Below are 12,891 nucleotides of genomic sequence, written 5' to 3'. Positions count from 1 at the left end.
AAGCTTGCAGCTGCTTCGCGGAGCGAACGATGATCAACAAAGAAAGCCTTACCCATCACATTTCCCAGCAGTTCAACGCCGAGCTCGAAGAGGTGCGTAGCCACCTGCTGGCCATGGGGGGCCTGGTCGAAAAGCAGGTCAATGACGCAGTCACCGCGCTGATCGAAGCCGACTCGGGCCTGGCCCAGCAAGTGCGCGAAGTCGACGAGCAGATCAACCAGATGGAGCGCAACATCGACGAGGAGTGCCTGCGCATCCTCGCCCGCCGTCAGCCGGCGGCCTCCGACCTGCGCCTGATCATCAGCATCTCCAAGTCGGTGATCGACCTGGAGCGCATCGGTGACGAGTCGACCAAAATCGCCCGCCGTGCCATCCAGCTGTGCGAGGAAGGCGAGTCGCCACGCGGCTACGTCGAGGTGCGCCACATCGGTGACCAGGTACGCAACATGGTCCGCGACGCGCTGGACGCCTTTGCCCGCTTTGACGCCGACCTGGCACTGTCGGTGGCCCAGTACGACAAGACCATCGACCGCGAGTACAAGACCGCCCTGCGTGAGCTGGTGACCTACATGATGGAAGACCCGCGTTCGATTTCGCGGGTACTGAGCGTGATCTGGGTCCTGCGTTCGCTGGAGCGCATCGGCGACCATGCACGCAACATTTCCGAGCTGGTGATCTACCTGGTGCGCGGCACCGACGTGCGGCATATGGGTCTCAAGCGCATGACGGCAGAAGTGCAGGGCACTGCTGTCGTCGAAGGCGAAAACGCTAATGTTCCGGCTGAACCTGACGATAAGTAAGGTTGCTCCCGAGCATCGACGCCCGGCCTCGGCCGGGCGTTTTCGTTTGCGGTCGGGGAGCCGGCAGGCACCCGCGAACGATATGAAGAAGTCCCGGCGTGACCAGGTTGTAGCAAGTGGCCATTATTCGGCGGTAGGCTAGTCGGGATTCAGAAGGAGTATCGATGAGTAAAGTGAATGTGCTGGTCGTGGATGACGCCCCGTTTATCCGCGACCTGGTCCGCAAATGCCTGCGCAATGCCTTCCCGGGCATGACCATCGACGACGCCGTCAACGGTCGCAAGGCCATGGCCATGCTGGGCAAGGAAGCGTTCGACCTGGTCCTGTGCGACTGGGAAATGCCGGAAATGTCCGGCCTGGAACTGCTTACCTGGTGCCGTCAGCAGCCTGCGTTGAAGAACCTGCAGTTCATCATGGTGACCAGCCGTGGTGACAAGGAAAACGTCATCCAGGCGATCCAGGCGGGGGTTTCCGATTTTGTCGGCAAGCCATTCACCAACGAGCAGTTGCTGACCAAGGTGAAAAAGGCCCTGACCAAGATCGGCAAGCTCGACAGCCTGATGGCCAGCGGCCCGGCGCGGATCAATTCGGCGTTCGCCAATGACTCGCTGAACGCGCTGACAGCTGGCAAGCCTGAGGCAGTGAAGGTCGCGGCGCCGGCACCTGTACCCGCCAGGCCAGTGGCCAGCGCCCCTCGGCCCGCCACTCCTGCGCCGACCGGTCGTGGCCAGGGCCAGTTGCGCCTGGCCAGCGGCATGCAGGCGTGCGTGATCAAGGCACTGAGTCTGAAAGAGGCCCTGCTGGTGGTGCGCCGTGGCGAAGCGCTGCCGCAGGTGCTGGAGGGCGCGGTGCTGGACCTGGAACAGGGCGAGAATGCCGAGGTCGCGCGCCTGAACGGCTACCTGCATGCCATCGCGGCACTGGAACCCAAGCCTGACAGTGACTGGTTGCAACTGACCTTCAAGTTCGTCGACCAGGATGCCCAGAAACTCGACTACCTGTCGCGGCTGATTGCCCGCGGGACGGCGCAGAAGCACTTCACCCCCGGCGCCTGATTAACGGCTGCTGGCCTCATCGCCGGCAAGCCAGCTCCCACAGGTACAGCGCCAACCCAGGGCCTTGTGCATTTCCTGTGGGAGCTGGCTTGCCGGCGATGAGGCCAGTCCTGCTGACGCCATCCGACCAACTGCAATACCCGCCAGCAAACCCGCTGCTAGGCTTCGACAAATCATAACTGTCAAAAAGCCACTATCATGCCCGCGCGCCTGCTGCTGTTCTGTGCATTGCTCATGGCCTCGGCGTCGAGCCTGGGCATGACCATCTACGAGATTACCGATGATGGCCGGGTAACCTCCTATTCCGACCGGCCCGGCCCCGGTGCCAAAACCTTTGTGCAGCGCGTACCCATGGTCGAAGTGCCCGAAGGCCAGGTGCTGCTGAACGCGATTACCTTCAACGGCGGCGTGAGCTTTTCGGCCCGCAACCAGCTGCATGTGCCGGTGGAGGTGGAGTTGCGCCTGGACAACCTGGTGAACGCCCAAGGCGGCAACGCACCGCGTATCGTCCGCCGGGTGCTGCCGCCGCGCACCACGCAAATGCTCAGCGTGCTCAGGGGGCGGCCCGGGATGCTGCTGAACTACCGCTCGACCCTGCTGCAGGCCATGGGCGACCCCGGCAAGCGGCCCCAGGGCTTCCGCTATGCATTCCCCTGGATTGGTGGGCCATTCCGCGTGACCCAAGGGCCCAATGGCCGAATCAGCCATTTTGGGCCCAAGGGGCGATATGCCATGGATATCGCCATGCCCGAAGGCACCACCATCATCGCGGCGCGGGAGGGGGTGGTGGTGAAAACGGAGAACAGCCAGAGTGGGCGCGGCCCCAACCCGTCGGGCAATTTCGTCAGGGTCCTGCACCCGGACGGCACCATGGGCGTGTACCTTCACCTGATGCGCGGTTCGGTCGTGGTGGCGGAGGGGCAACGGGTGCGGCAGGGGCAGATGCTGGCCAAGTCGGGCAATACCGGCAACAGCACCGGGCCGCACCTGCATTTCGTGGTGCAGCGCAATGTGGGGTTGGCGCTGGAATCGATACCTTATCGGTTCGACAGGCCGATCAGCGGGTTGCCTGACTTTACCGCGGGTAATCCATGATCAGTGCCGGCCTCTTCGCGGGCATGCCCGCTCCCACAGGATTACATCGGCCTTGGGTCTTGCACATCACCTGTGGGAGCGGGCGAGCCCGCGAATAGCCCTTAATCCAGCTTGAGCACCTTGGCCAACACGATCTTCGGCCCTTTCATCTTCTTGATGATGATGCGCAGCCCTTCGACCTCCAGCACTTCCTCTTCTTCTGGCACGCGCTTGAGCGTCTCGTAGACCAGGCCGGCCAGCGTTTCCGCCTCGATGTGGTCAAGGTCGACGCCCAGCAGGCGCTCGACCTTGAACAGCGGCGTGTCGCCACGCACCAGCAGCTTGCCTGGCTGATAGGCGAGGATGCCGCGCTCGGTCTTGCGGTGTTCGTCCTGGATGTCGCCCACCAGTACTTCCAGTACGTCTTCCATGGTCAGGTAGCCAATCACCTTGCCATCGGCTTCCTCCACCAGCACGAAGTGCGCGCCGCCTTTACGGAACTGCTCCAGCAATTGCGCCAGGGGCATGTGCCGCGACACGCGTTCCAGCGGCCGGGCCAGGTCGTCCAGGTCGATGGTTTCGGGCAGGTGCTCGAGTTCGGCCAGCTCCAGCAGCAGGTCCTTGATGTGCAGCAGGCCGGTGAACTCCTCGCGCTCGGCGTCGTACACCGGGTAGCGGCTGAACTTGTGGCGGCGTACCAGGGCCAGGATCTGCTTCAGCGGTGCATGGGCGTCGATGCTGACCATGTCCTCGCGTGAGTTGGCCCAGTCGACCACCTCCAGCTCGCCCATTTCCACGGCCGAAGCCAGTACACGCATGCCCTGGTCGCTCGGGTCCTGGCCACGGCTGGAGTGCAGGATCAGCTTGAGCTCTTCACGGCTGTAGTGGTGTTCGTGATGCGGGCCGGGCTCGCCCTGGCCGGCAATGCGCAGGATAGTGTTCGCACTGGCATTGAGCAGGTAGATGGCCGGGTACATCACCCAGTAGAACAGGTACAGCGGCACTGCAGTCCACAGCGACAGCAGTTCGGGCTTACGGATGGCCCAGGACTTGGGCGCCAGCTCGCCAACCACGATGTGCAGGTACGAGATGACAAAGAAGGCGACGAAGAACGAGATGGCCTTGATCAGCTCGGGCGTGTCCACGCCCAGGTATGCCAGCAGCGGTTCGAGCAGGTGGGCGAATGCCGGTTCACCGACCCAGCCCAGGCCCAGCGAGGCGAGGGTGATGCCCAACTGGCAGGCCGACAGGTAGGCGTCGAGCTGGTTGTGTACCTTGCGCAGGATGCTGCCACGCCAGCCGTGCAGCTCGGCGATGGACTCGACGCGGGTGGCGCGCAGCTTGACCATGGCGAACTCGGCGGCAACGAAGAAGCCGTTGAGCAGCACCAGGAGCAAGGCAAAGATGATCATGCCGAAATCGGCGAATAACGAGGTGAGGCTGATACCAGGGGAAGGGTCCATGATGGGGCTTTTTACGGGGTCCGTCTTCGAGATAGAGAGAAAAAAAGTGCCAGCTTTAGCTGGCACAGGGGGTTCAATGTAGCGGCTGGGGCCGCAAAAGCAAAGTGTGGCGGACTTATTGCGGTCCCTGTGGGAGCGGGCGTGCCCGCGAAGGGCTGCGCAGCAGCCCCGATCTCAACCCTTGCCGTTGGCCAATTGTGCCGGCGCGAAGTGACAGGTAAAGGTACTGCCATGCCCCGGCACGCTGCTGATCTCCAACTTGCCGCGGTGGCGCATCAGCACATGCTTGACGATCGCCAGCCCCAGCCCGGTGCCGCCGGTATTCGACGCACGGCTGGAATCGACCCGGTAAAAGCGCTCGGTCAGGCGTGGCAGGTGCTTGGCATCGATGCCCACCCCCGAGTCCTGCACCGACAGGTGCGCGCCCTGGGCATCGGCCCACCAGCGGATACGGATGCTGCCTTCATCCTGGGTGTACTTGACCGCGTTGAACACCAGGTTGGAAAAGGGCACTGCGCAGCTCCGACTCGCTGCCCTTCAACTGCACGCCGGGTGCGGCTTCCAGGGTGATGCGCTGGTTGCGCGGCCCGGACAGGGCCTGGGCGTCGTTCCTGATGGCGGCGAGCAAGGCATCGACCGCTACCGGCTGGTTGTCCGACGGGTAGTCGGTGGCCTCCAGCTTGGCCAACAGCAACAGGTCGTTGAGCAGCGTCTGCATACGCGAGCCTTGCTGGCTCATCTGCTGCAGGGCGCGGCTCCAGCGCGGGTTCACGTCCTCGACGTTGTCCAGCAGGGTTTCCAGGTAGCCGGTGATCACCGTCAGCGGCGTGCGCAGCTCGTGGGACACGTTGGCGACGAAGTCCTTGCGCATCTGCTCCAGCTGGTGGATGCGGGTTACATCGCGCACCAGCATCAGGTGCTCGTTGTTGCCGTAGCGAGTGATGTGCAGCTGCACGCGCATGCGGTCGTTGATCGGCGAGGGGATTTCCAGCGGTTCAAGATAGCTGCCTGCCTCGAAGTATTCCTTGAAGCGCGGGTGGCGCACCAGGTTGGTCACCTGCTGGCCGCCGTCCTGCGGGGTCTTGAAGCCCAGCAGGGTCTCGGCGGCGCGGTTCCACCATTCCAGGTTGCCGTCGCTGTCGAGCATGATCACTGCGTCACGCAGCGCGGCTGTGGACTCCTGCACCCGATCGATCACCGCCTGCAGGCGCCCGCGTACGCGCTGGTCGCGGCGTTGCAGGTGGTAGATGCTGTCGAACACCTCGCCCCACAGGCCGTAGCCATCGGGCGGAGCTTCGTCGGGTTGGTGGTTGCGCAGCCAGTCATGCAGACGCAGCAGCTGCTTGAGGGTCCAGCCCAGGTAGAGCGCCAGGCCGATAGCCAGGCTCCAGCCATAGTAACCGCTGATCAGCCCGCCGATCAGGCAGACGGTGATCAGCAGCAGCAGGTGGCGAATCAGGGTCGCGTGCCAGTTCTGGTTCAATTGACGGTCCTTGTACGACGTGCAGCTTGGCGCTTTACAGCTCGATCAGCTCTTGGTCGAGAAGCGGTAGCCGGTGCCCCGGACGGTTTGTACCAGATTTTCGTAGGCCTCACCCAGCGCCTTGCGCAAGCGGCGGATGTGTACGTCGACGGTGCGTTCCTCGACATACACGTTACCTCCCCACACCTGGTCCAGCAGCTGGCCACGGGTGTAGGCGCGTTCCTGGTGGGTCATGAAGAACTGCAGCAGGCGGTACTCGGTGGGGCCCATTTCGGCGGGCTTGCCGTCGATGGTCACACGGTGGCTGATCGGGTCCAGCAGCAGGCCGCCGACTTCGATCGGTGCTTCGCTGTCGCTCGGGCCGGTGCGGCGCAGCACGGCTTTCAGGCGGGCGACCAGTTCACGCGGCGAGAAAGGCTTGGTGATGTAGTCGTCGGCGCCCACTTCCAGGCCCTGGATCTTGTTGTCTTCTTCACCCTTGGCGGTGAGCATGATGATCGGGATGTCGCCGGTCAGCTCGTCGCGCTTGAGGCGCCGGGCCAGCTCGATGCCGGAGGTACCCGGCAGCATCCAGTCGAGCAGGATCAGGTCCGGTTTTCGGTCGACGATGATCGCGTGGGCTTGCTGGGAATTTTCCGCTTCCAGGCAGTCATAGCCGGCCATTTCCAGGGCAACGGCGATCATCTCGCGAATCGGCGCTTCGTCGTCGACGATCAGAATGTTCCTGCCAACCATGCTCAAAACCTCTCCTGGATACGGTGTCTTGGCCCGCATTAGATAACGGAATTATTGCAGCTGTGTGACAGGGTGTTGGCCGTTATGGCGACATTCCGTGACTGAACTAGGCTTTAAAGGCCGTAGTTGTGGCAAACGGAACTCAATCCCCCCCGAAACAATGGTGAATCCAATGACACGACAAACGCTGAGCTGGATGGCCCTTTTCACTGCGCTGGCGCTCCCGGGGGTGGCCTTGGCCGACCATGCGATGGAGAAGGGCGGCATGTTGGTCGATCATGCCGGCATGACCCTGTACACCTTCGACAAGGATGCGGGCGGCAAGTCGATGTGCAATGGCGAATGCGCCAGCAACTGGCCGCCGCTGATGGTCAAGGCCAATGACGAACCGGCCAAGGGCAAGTGGACGGTGGTGATGCGCGATGACGGCAGCAAGCAGTGGGCCTATGACGGCAAACCGCTGTACACCTTCATCAAGGACAAGAAGGCCGGGGACAAGACCGGTGATGGCGTGAAGGACGTCTGGCATATCGCCAAGCCTTGAGATCCCGGGGCCGCGTTGCGGCCCATCGCCGGCAAGCCAGCTCCCACAGGTTATGTGCAAGCTGTGAAGGCAGCGCTGTACCTGTGGGAGCTGGCTTGCCGGCGATAGGGCCATCAGCTTTAGCGCAATGCGTAATCCAGCACCACTCCGATGAACACCAGCATCCCCGCCCAGTGGTTGTGCAGAAACGCCTTGAAGCACGATTCCCGGTCCAGCCTGCGCGTCGACCAGTACTCCCAGGCAAAGCACGCCGCCGCGCCCAGCAGCCCCAGGTGGAACCAGCCACCCAGCTCGAACCGGCTGCCGGCCAGCGACAGGCAACCCAGCGACAGCAGCTGCAAGGTCAGGATGATAGTACGGTCGGCGTCGCCGAACAGGATCGCGGTCGATTTCACGCCAATCTTCAAGTCGTCATCACGGTCGACCATGGCGTAGTAGGTGTCGTAACCCACCGTCCACAGCAAGTTGGCGATATACAGCAGCCAGGCACTGGCCGGCAGCTCGCCGCCCGCTGCGGTAAAGGCCATGGGAATGCCCCATGAATACGCCGCCCCCAGCACCACCTGCGGGTAATAGGTGTAGCGCTTCATGAACGGGTAGCAGAATGCCAGTGCCACTGCGCCGAATGACAGCCACACCGTGCGGCTGTTGGTGCACAGCACCAGCAGGAAGCTCACGCCGACCAGGATGGCGAACAGTGCCAGTGCTTCGCGCGGGCGGACCCGGCCACTGGCCAGGGGGCGGTCGGCGGTGCGTTTGACGTGGCCGTCCACCTTGCGGTCGGCAAAATCGTTGATGCAGCAGCCTGCGGCGCGCATCAGCACCACGCCGAGGCCGAAGATCAGCACGTTGGCCAGGGTGGGTGAGCCGTTGCCGGCAATCCACACTGCCGACAAGGTCGGCCACAGCAGCAGGTAGATACCAATCGGCCGGTCCATGCGGCTGAGCTGGACGAAGTCCCAGGCCCGCGGGTGCAGGCGGTTGAGCGACTTCAGCAGGTGCAGGTACATCAGCGGTTTTCCTCCTTGGCCGCTTGCCACAATGCTGGCAGGAACACCTCTGCCACCAGCAGGTCCAGGCCGCCACGTTCGAAGCGCGAACGGCGGCCCCACAGCGCCGCATGGGCGGCATCGCTCGGCAGCCAGGCCTGTGGATAACTGCACACCTCGATGGGGTGGCGGATGAACGCCTGGTCGCAGAAAAGCAGCTCGCCCAGCGAGCGGCTGCCCAGGGTTTCCAGGTCCAGCCCGCCGCGCTCCAGGGCGCTGCGGCTGGCGACGCTGCGGGCGAATACCCAGGGTTGGCCATAGCCGCGCAGGTACACCTCACGCACCCAACCCTCGGCGCCGGCGGCGATGCCCAGTGCCTGGCATTCGTCATCGCGCAGCGGCTGCCAGCCCTCGAACAGCGGGGTGACGGAGAAGTGATCATTGGACAGGCGGGTCAGGCGACGGGTCAGCGAGCCCTCGTCGAACAGCCAGTCAAGGGTAGGCTGGTCGATATCGGTCGCCAGCCGTGAATACGGCAGCCACGCGACAGCGGCTGCTTGCGGGGATTCGTACGACACGTCGGTCTGCTTGTTACAACCAGAGAGGCGGCGAGCTTAGCATGATTGCCCCGACTGCTTGCATACTGCTGGCAGGGCCGCTACAAAGCCCCACGCATTGCGCGCTGGCCTTTTCGCGGGCGCGCCCGCTCCCACAGGTTATGCACAACGCCTGTGGGAGCGGGCGTGCCCGCGAAGAGAGCGCCATCAGCAGCAACACGAAGCCCCAGCCTGAACCGAGGAAACCCACCCCCCATGAAAAAGTGGCAATGTATTGTCTGCGGCCTGATCTACGACGAAGCCGAAGGCTGGCCCGACGACGGCATCACCCCCGGCACCCGCTGGGAAGACGTGCCTGAAGACTGGCTGTGCCCCGACTGCGGTGTCGGCAAGAGCGACTTTGAAATGATCTCCATCGGCTAATCGAGGAAAGCACGACATGACGTCCCCTGTGGTAATCATCGGTACCGGCCTTGCGGGCTACAACCTGGCCCGTGAATTTCGCAAGCTCGATGCGCAGACGCCGCTGCTGCTGATCACCGCCGATGACGGTCGCTCCTACTCCAAGCCCATGCTGTCCACCGGCTTTGCCAAGCAGAAAGACGCCGATGGCCTGTGCATGGCCGAGCCGGGCGCCATGGCCGAGCAACTGAACGCCGAGATTCGCACCCATACCCGCATTAGCGGTATCGACCCGGGCCACAAGCGCCTGTGGATTGGAGAGGAGGCGGTGGAGTACCGCGACCTGGTGCTGGCCTGGGGGGCGCAGACCGTGCAGGTGCCGATCGAAGGCGATGGCGGCGATCGGGTGTTCCCGATCAATGACCTGGAAGACTACGCGCGTTTCCGTGCCGCCGCCTTCGGTAAACAGCGTGTGCTGGTCCTCGGTGCCGGCCTGATCGGCTGCGAATTCGCCAACGACCTGAGTCTGGGTGGCTTCCAGGTCGATGTGGTAGCGCCCTGCGAGCAAGTCATGCCGACCCTGCTGCACCCGGCCGCTGCCACTGCCGTGCAGGCCGGGCTGCAAGACCTCGGCGTGCGCTTTCACCTGGGCCCGGTGCTGACTCGCCTGCAGCAGGTGGCCCAGGGCCTGGAGGCACACCTGTCCAATGGCAGCGTAATCGCTTGCGATCTGGTGGTTTCGGCTATTGGCCTGCGCCCGCGCACCGACCTGGCTGCCGCCGCCGGCCTGCAGACCAACCGGGGCGTTTGCGTGGATCGCCAGTTGCGTACGTCCCACGCCAACATCTTTGCCCTTGGCGATTGCGCAGAGGTCGATGGCATCAACCTGCTCTATGTGATGCCGCTGATGAGCTGTGCCCGGGCCCTGGCGCAAACCCTGGCCGGCAAGCCGACAACGGTCGCCTACGGGCCGATGCCAATAACCGTGAAAACCCCGGCCTGCCCGCTGGTGGTATCGCCGCCGCCACAGGGGCACGAAGGCACCTGGCAGGTGGAGGGGCAGGGCAGTGACCTCAAGGTGCTTTGCCTTGATGCAGACGGCAAGCTGCTGGGCTACGCCCTCACCGGGGCGGCCGTGATGGAAAAGCTGGCCCTGAATCGCCAGCTACCGGCCGTGATGGCGTAAATAGCGGGTGTTCTGTCGGATTTATCCTGTTGTTGCTCGCACAATGGCCGCCCAGATACTGGCGCGGCCCCGGTGCACGTGCCATTCTCACTTCCGTCTGCCGCAGATTAGAGCCTGCGGTGCCTTGAGCGCTGCTCGCAGGGCAGCACGGCATAACAACAAGAATTCCGTCAAAGAGGCTTCACTATGCGCAAACCAGAACTCGCCGCCGTCATCGCCGAAAAGGCCGATCTGACCAAGGAAAAGGCCAATCAGGTTTTGAACGCGATTCTCGACAGCATCACGGGTGCCCTGGACAAGGACACCGTGACCCTTGTCGGTTTCGGCACCTTCGAAAAACGTCATCGCGGTGCGCGTACCGGCAAGAACCCGCAAACCGGCGAGCCGGTGAAGATCAAGGCCAGCAATACCGTGGCCTTCAAGCCAGGCAAGAACCTGCGCGACAGCGTCAACATCCCCGTCAAGGCGGCCAAGAAAGGCAAGTGATCGCTCACTGACATCCCAGTGTCAGCCAAGCGGGCGCCTCGGGGCGCCCGTTGTGCTTTCTGTAGGCAAAATGTTTCGAACTTGCATAAATAGTTCCTGAAAAGGATAAACTGCGCGCCTTAGTCACTTTTAATTCGAGGCGCGTTGATGAAGTTCCGCTTTCTTCTCTGGGCCATGGGGCTGTTGATGGCCAGGGCCAGCCGCAACAACCCGGCCTTCCAGCAGCAGCTCAAGGGCAAGGACCTGGTGTTCCAGATGCAGACCCTGGACGGCAAGGTCGCCCGGCACTTCATCGTCAACAACGAACGCATCAGCAGCAAGGGCGGTTCGCACCCGCAGCCGGCGTTCGCCATTGCCTTCAAGGATGCGGCCTACGGCTTCGCTACCATGCAGGCAGGTAACAAGCAGTTGGCGTTCATGCAGGGGATTCAGGACAAGAACATCCAGATCAAGGGCAATCCGGCGTTGGTAATGTGGTTTCAGGGGTTGATGAAGTACCTGAAGCCGAAGAAGAAGGGCTGAAAACCCGACGGGGATGTTGACGCTTTACCTGTGGGAGCGGGCATGCCCGCGAAACAAACGACGCGGTGTATGGCACCGGATTCGCCGGTGTTCGCGGGCACGCCCGCTCCCACAGGTTACGCGTTGATGCTTAATGCGGTGCATGGAACTGCGCAGCCAGCTCGCGCAGCAGATTCTCGGCTTCGAGCACCTTGTTCACCACCTCCTCCGCCTTTTCCCGGGTAATCCCCAGCCGCTCCAGCAGCTCGTCAGGGATTTCCTGTTGCGGCCCCGAGCCGATACCCCGCGAGCGCAGCAGGCGGGTGGCCAGGCACACCAGGTTGGGGAAGGCCGAAAACTCGCCGTCATAGACCGGGTCGTGCTGGAAGCGCAGCGCGGTAGACAGTTCTTCCGGCATATCCCACAGCTTCATCAGCCAGGCACCGATCTGTTCGCGGCTGATGCCCAGCAGGTGTTGTTCCACGTAAGTGTGGCACAGGTGCGGGTTGACCTCCAGGTGGCGGCAGATCAGCGAGAAGTGTGGCGGAAACACGTGTGCCAACAGCAAGTAGCCGAAATTGTGCAACAGCCCGGCCAGGTAGGTCAGGCCAGCTTCCGGGCGTTCGGCGCGCGGCATGGCACGGGTCAGGCCATCGATGACTGCAGCCGTGTAGATCGACTGCTGCCAGTACGGGGTGGCCTGCTGCGGGTGGTCTTTCGGCAGGCTCAGGGTCTTGCCCAGTGCGAGGCCCAAGGCCAGGTTGATCACCAGGTCGAAACCCAGCACACGCACGATGGCATCTTCCACAGAGCGAATCTTGTGGCTCGAGCCGTAGTAGGGCGATGCCGCCCAGCTCACCACCTGTGCCGCCAGCGCCGGGTCGGTCTCGACCACGCCAGTGATGTCGTCGACACTGGCGTTGGGGTCTACCCGCAGCTTGATGATCTTTTGTGCGGTGTCGGCCAGTGGCGGGATTTCGATGGTTTCTTCCAGGCGCTTCTGAATGCGCCTGGCGGTGAAGGCCTGCACTGCCTGGGTGATTTCCCGAGTGTCGTCATCGGGGCGGTTGAGGTTGGGGCTGATGGCCTCGACCTCCTGGCCGAAGCTGCTGGCGCTGGCCTTGACCAGCATGCGCTTGAAGTGCGCGCGGTCGATTTCCAGTAGCAGGCCGGCTTCACCGGACTGGATGAACACGCTATCGGCGTCGAGCAGGCTCTTTTCGTACTGGCACGGCGAGCTTGTCAGCGCCGGGATGGCCGGCAGGGCCTTGAGCTGATGCTTGTCCAGCATCTGCTTCAGGCGCGGCACCGACACCGCTGTGAGCTTGCGACCGGTCAGTTCGGCCAGGCGGTCAAGGTCCAGCAGCTGGCTTTGCGGGAACAGCACCATCAGGGCGCCGACCTCGTCATCGAGCAGCACGGCCTGCACCCGCGACGCTGGCGGCAGGTGTGGATGCTCGACCACCTCGCGGTAGGCTACGCCGAGTTTGTCGAGCAGCAGCCGGATGACCGAGGGAGCGTGGGGGGGCGCGGTGTCCAGGGCAACTTCAGTCATGGTCCGTATCCACTGATTCGATAAACGCGAAGTATAACCAGCCTCGGGATAAAACTGGATC

13 protein-coding genes and 1 pseudogene are annotated in these 12,891 nt (G+C 63.2%); 8 read left to right on the top strand and 6 right to left on the bottom strand.

The window, feature by feature from the left end; all coding sequences use genetic code 11:
- The first annotated feature begins 29 nt into the window (after window positions 1-29).
- The 3 genes from phoU to QIY50_10220 all read left to right on the top strand — a co-directional run bounded on the left by phoU (window position 30) and on the right by QIY50_10220 (window position 2,950).
- Window positions 30-800 (top strand): phosphate signaling complex protein PhoU, encoded by a 771-nt coding sequence (gene phoU, locus QIY50_10230; protein ID WGV22503.1) that lies wholly within the window; start codon window positions 30-32, stop codon window positions 798-800.
- Window positions 801-964: 164 nt separating this feature from the next.
- Window positions 965-1,855, top strand: coding sequence for a response regulator (locus tag QIY50_10225; GenBank protein ID WGV22502.1), 891 nt, complete (start codon window positions 965-967; stop codon window positions 1,853-1,855).
- A gap of 198 nt (window positions 1,856-2,053) precedes the next feature.
- A complete protein-coding gene (locus tag QIY50_10220) occupies window positions 2,054-2,950 on the top strand; it encodes a M23 family metallopeptidase (GenBank protein ID WGV22501.1) in 897 nt (298 codons plus the stop codon).
- Between the two features lie 101 nt (window positions 2,951-3,051).
- Here the strand turns inward: QIY50_10220 and QIY50_10215 are convergent, their stop codons facing one another.
- From QIY50_10215 to phoB, 3 genes and pseudogenes are all read right to left on the bottom strand, one after another.
- Window positions 3,052-4,392 carry a hemolysin family protein gene (locus QIY50_10215; protein ID WGV22500.1) on the bottom strand — a complete coding sequence of 447 codons (1,341 nt, stop codon included), beginning with the start codon at window positions 4,390-4,392 and terminating at the stop codon, window positions 3,052-3,054.
- A 174-nt stretch (window positions 4,393-4,566) separates the two neighbouring features.
- Window positions 4,567-5,875, bottom strand: a pseudogene (gene phoR, locus QIY50_10210) (phosphate regulon sensor histidine kinase PhoR).
- 45 nt (window positions 5,876-5,920) lie between these two features.
- Entirely contained in the window at window positions 5,921-6,610 is a 690-nt protein-coding gene (gene phoB, locus QIY50_10205) for a phosphate regulon transcriptional regulator PhoB (protein ID WGV22499.1), read from the bottom strand.
- Between the two features lie 172 nt (window positions 6,611-6,782).
- Here phoB and QIY50_10200 point away from each other — a divergent pair, with 172 nt between their 5' ends.
- A complete protein-coding gene (locus tag QIY50_10200; protein ID WGV22498.1) occupies window positions 6,783-7,154 on the top strand; it encodes a hypothetical protein in 372 nt (123 codons plus the stop codon).
- A 119-nt stretch (window positions 7,155-7,273) separates the two neighbouring features.
- On the opposite strand, the gene ubiA is transcribed toward QIY50_10200, so the two are convergent.
- On the bottom strand, window positions 7,274-8,164 hold the full coding sequence (gene ubiA / locus QIY50_10195; protein WGV22497.1) for a 4-hydroxybenzoate octaprenyltransferase: 891 nt from the start codon (window positions 8,162-8,164) through the stop codon (window positions 7,274-7,276).
- Window positions 8,164-8,721, bottom strand: coding sequence for a chorismate lyase (locus tag QIY50_10190; GenBank protein ID WGV22496.1), 558 nt, complete (start codon window positions 8,719-8,721; stop codon window positions 8,164-8,166). The genes ubiA and QIY50_10190 overlap by 1 nt, the downstream gene beginning before the upstream one ends.
- Before the next feature lie 234 nt (window positions 8,722-8,955).
- On the opposite strand from QIY50_10190, the gene QIY50_10185 reads away from it, so the two are divergent.
- The 4 genes from QIY50_10185 (at window position 8,956) to QIY50_10170 (ending at window position 11,296) form a co-directional block, all read left to right on the top strand.
- A complete protein-coding gene (locus QIY50_10185; GenBank protein ID WGV22495.1) occupies window positions 8,956-9,123 on the top strand; it encodes a rubredoxin in 168 nt (55 codons plus the stop codon).
- A 16-nt stretch (window positions 9,124-9,139) separates the two neighbouring features.
- A complete protein-coding gene (locus QIY50_10180; GenBank protein ID WGV22494.1) occupies window positions 9,140-10,288 on the top strand; it encodes an FAD-dependent oxidoreductase in 1,149 nt (382 codons plus the stop codon).
- Window positions 10,289-10,474: 186 nt separating this feature from the next.
- Window positions 10,475-10,774 (top strand): HU family DNA-binding protein, encoded by a 300-nt coding sequence (locus QIY50_10175; GenBank protein WGV22493.1) that lies wholly within the window; start codon window positions 10,475-10,477, stop codon window positions 10,772-10,774.
- A gap of 147 nt (window positions 10,775-10,921) precedes the next feature.
- Window positions 10,922-11,296, top strand: coding sequence for a helicase (locus tag QIY50_10170; GenBank protein ID WGV22492.1), 375 nt, complete (start codon window positions 10,922-10,924; stop codon window positions 11,294-11,296).
- A gap of 130 nt (window positions 11,297-11,426) precedes the next feature.
- On the opposite strand, the gene QIY50_10165 is transcribed toward QIY50_10170, so the two are convergent.
- Window positions 11,427-12,830, bottom strand: coding sequence for an HDOD domain-containing protein (locus QIY50_10165; GenBank protein ID WGV22491.1), 1,404 nt, complete (start codon window positions 12,828-12,830; stop codon window positions 11,427-11,429).
- Between the last annotated feature and the right edge of the window lie 61 nt (window positions 12,831-12,891).

The sequence above is a fragment of the Pseudomonas putida genome, assembly GCA_029953615.1.
GTDB lineage: Bacteria > Pseudomonadota > Gammaproteobacteria > Pseudomonadales > Pseudomonadaceae > Aquipseudomonas.
This window is presented reverse-complemented; position numbering and strand designations above follow the sequence as displayed.

What these genes read in the sequence shown, in the direction of transcription:
- QIY50_10170 (WGV22492.1), top strand. Translation starts at nt 10,922, where the DNA reads ATGAAGTTCCGCTTTCTTCTCTGGGCCATGGGGCTGTTGATGGCCAGG.
- QIY50_10200 (WGV22498.1), top strand. Translation starts at nt 6,783, where the DNA reads ATGACACGACAAACGCTGAGCTGGATGGCCCTTTTCACTGCGCTGGCG.
- phoU (WGV22503.1), top strand. Translation starts at nt 30, where the DNA reads ATGATCAACAAAGAAAGCCTTACCCATCACATTTCCCAGCAGTTCAAC.
- QIY50_10180 (WGV22494.1), top strand. Translation starts at nt 9,140, where the DNA reads ATGACGTCCCCTGTGGTAATCATCGGTACCGGCCTTGCGGGCTACAAC.
- QIY50_10220 (WGV22501.1), top strand. Translation starts at nt 2,054, where the DNA reads ATGCCCGCGCGCCTGCTGCTGTTCTGTGCATTGCTCATGGCCTCGGCG.
- phoB (WGV22499.1), bottom strand. Translation starts at nt 6,610, where the DNA reads ATGGTTGGCAGGAACATTCTGATCGTCGACGACGAAGCGCCGATTCGC.
- QIY50_10225 (WGV22502.1), top strand. Translation starts at nt 965, where the DNA reads ATGAGTAAAGTGAATGTGCTGGTCGTGGATGACGCCCCGTTTATCCGC.
- QIY50_10165 (WGV22491.1), bottom strand. Translation starts at nt 12,830, where the DNA reads ATGACTGAAGTTGCCCTGGACACCGCGCCCCCCCACGCTCCCTCGGTC.
- QIY50_10175 (WGV22493.1), top strand. Translation starts at nt 10,475, where the DNA reads ATGCGCAAACCAGAACTCGCCGCCGTCATCGCCGAAAAGGCCGATCTG.
- QIY50_10215 (WGV22500.1), bottom strand. Translation starts at nt 4,392, where the DNA reads ATGGACCCTTCCCCTGGTATCAGCCTCACCTCGTTATTCGCCGATTTC.
- QIY50_10185 (WGV22495.1), top strand. Translation starts at nt 8,956, where the DNA reads ATGAAAAAGTGGCAATGTATTGTCTGCGGCCTGATCTACGACGAAGCC.
- ubiA (WGV22497.1), bottom strand. Translation starts at nt 8,164, where the DNA reads ATGTACCTGCACCTGCTGAAGTCGCTCAACCGCCTGCACCCGCGGGCC.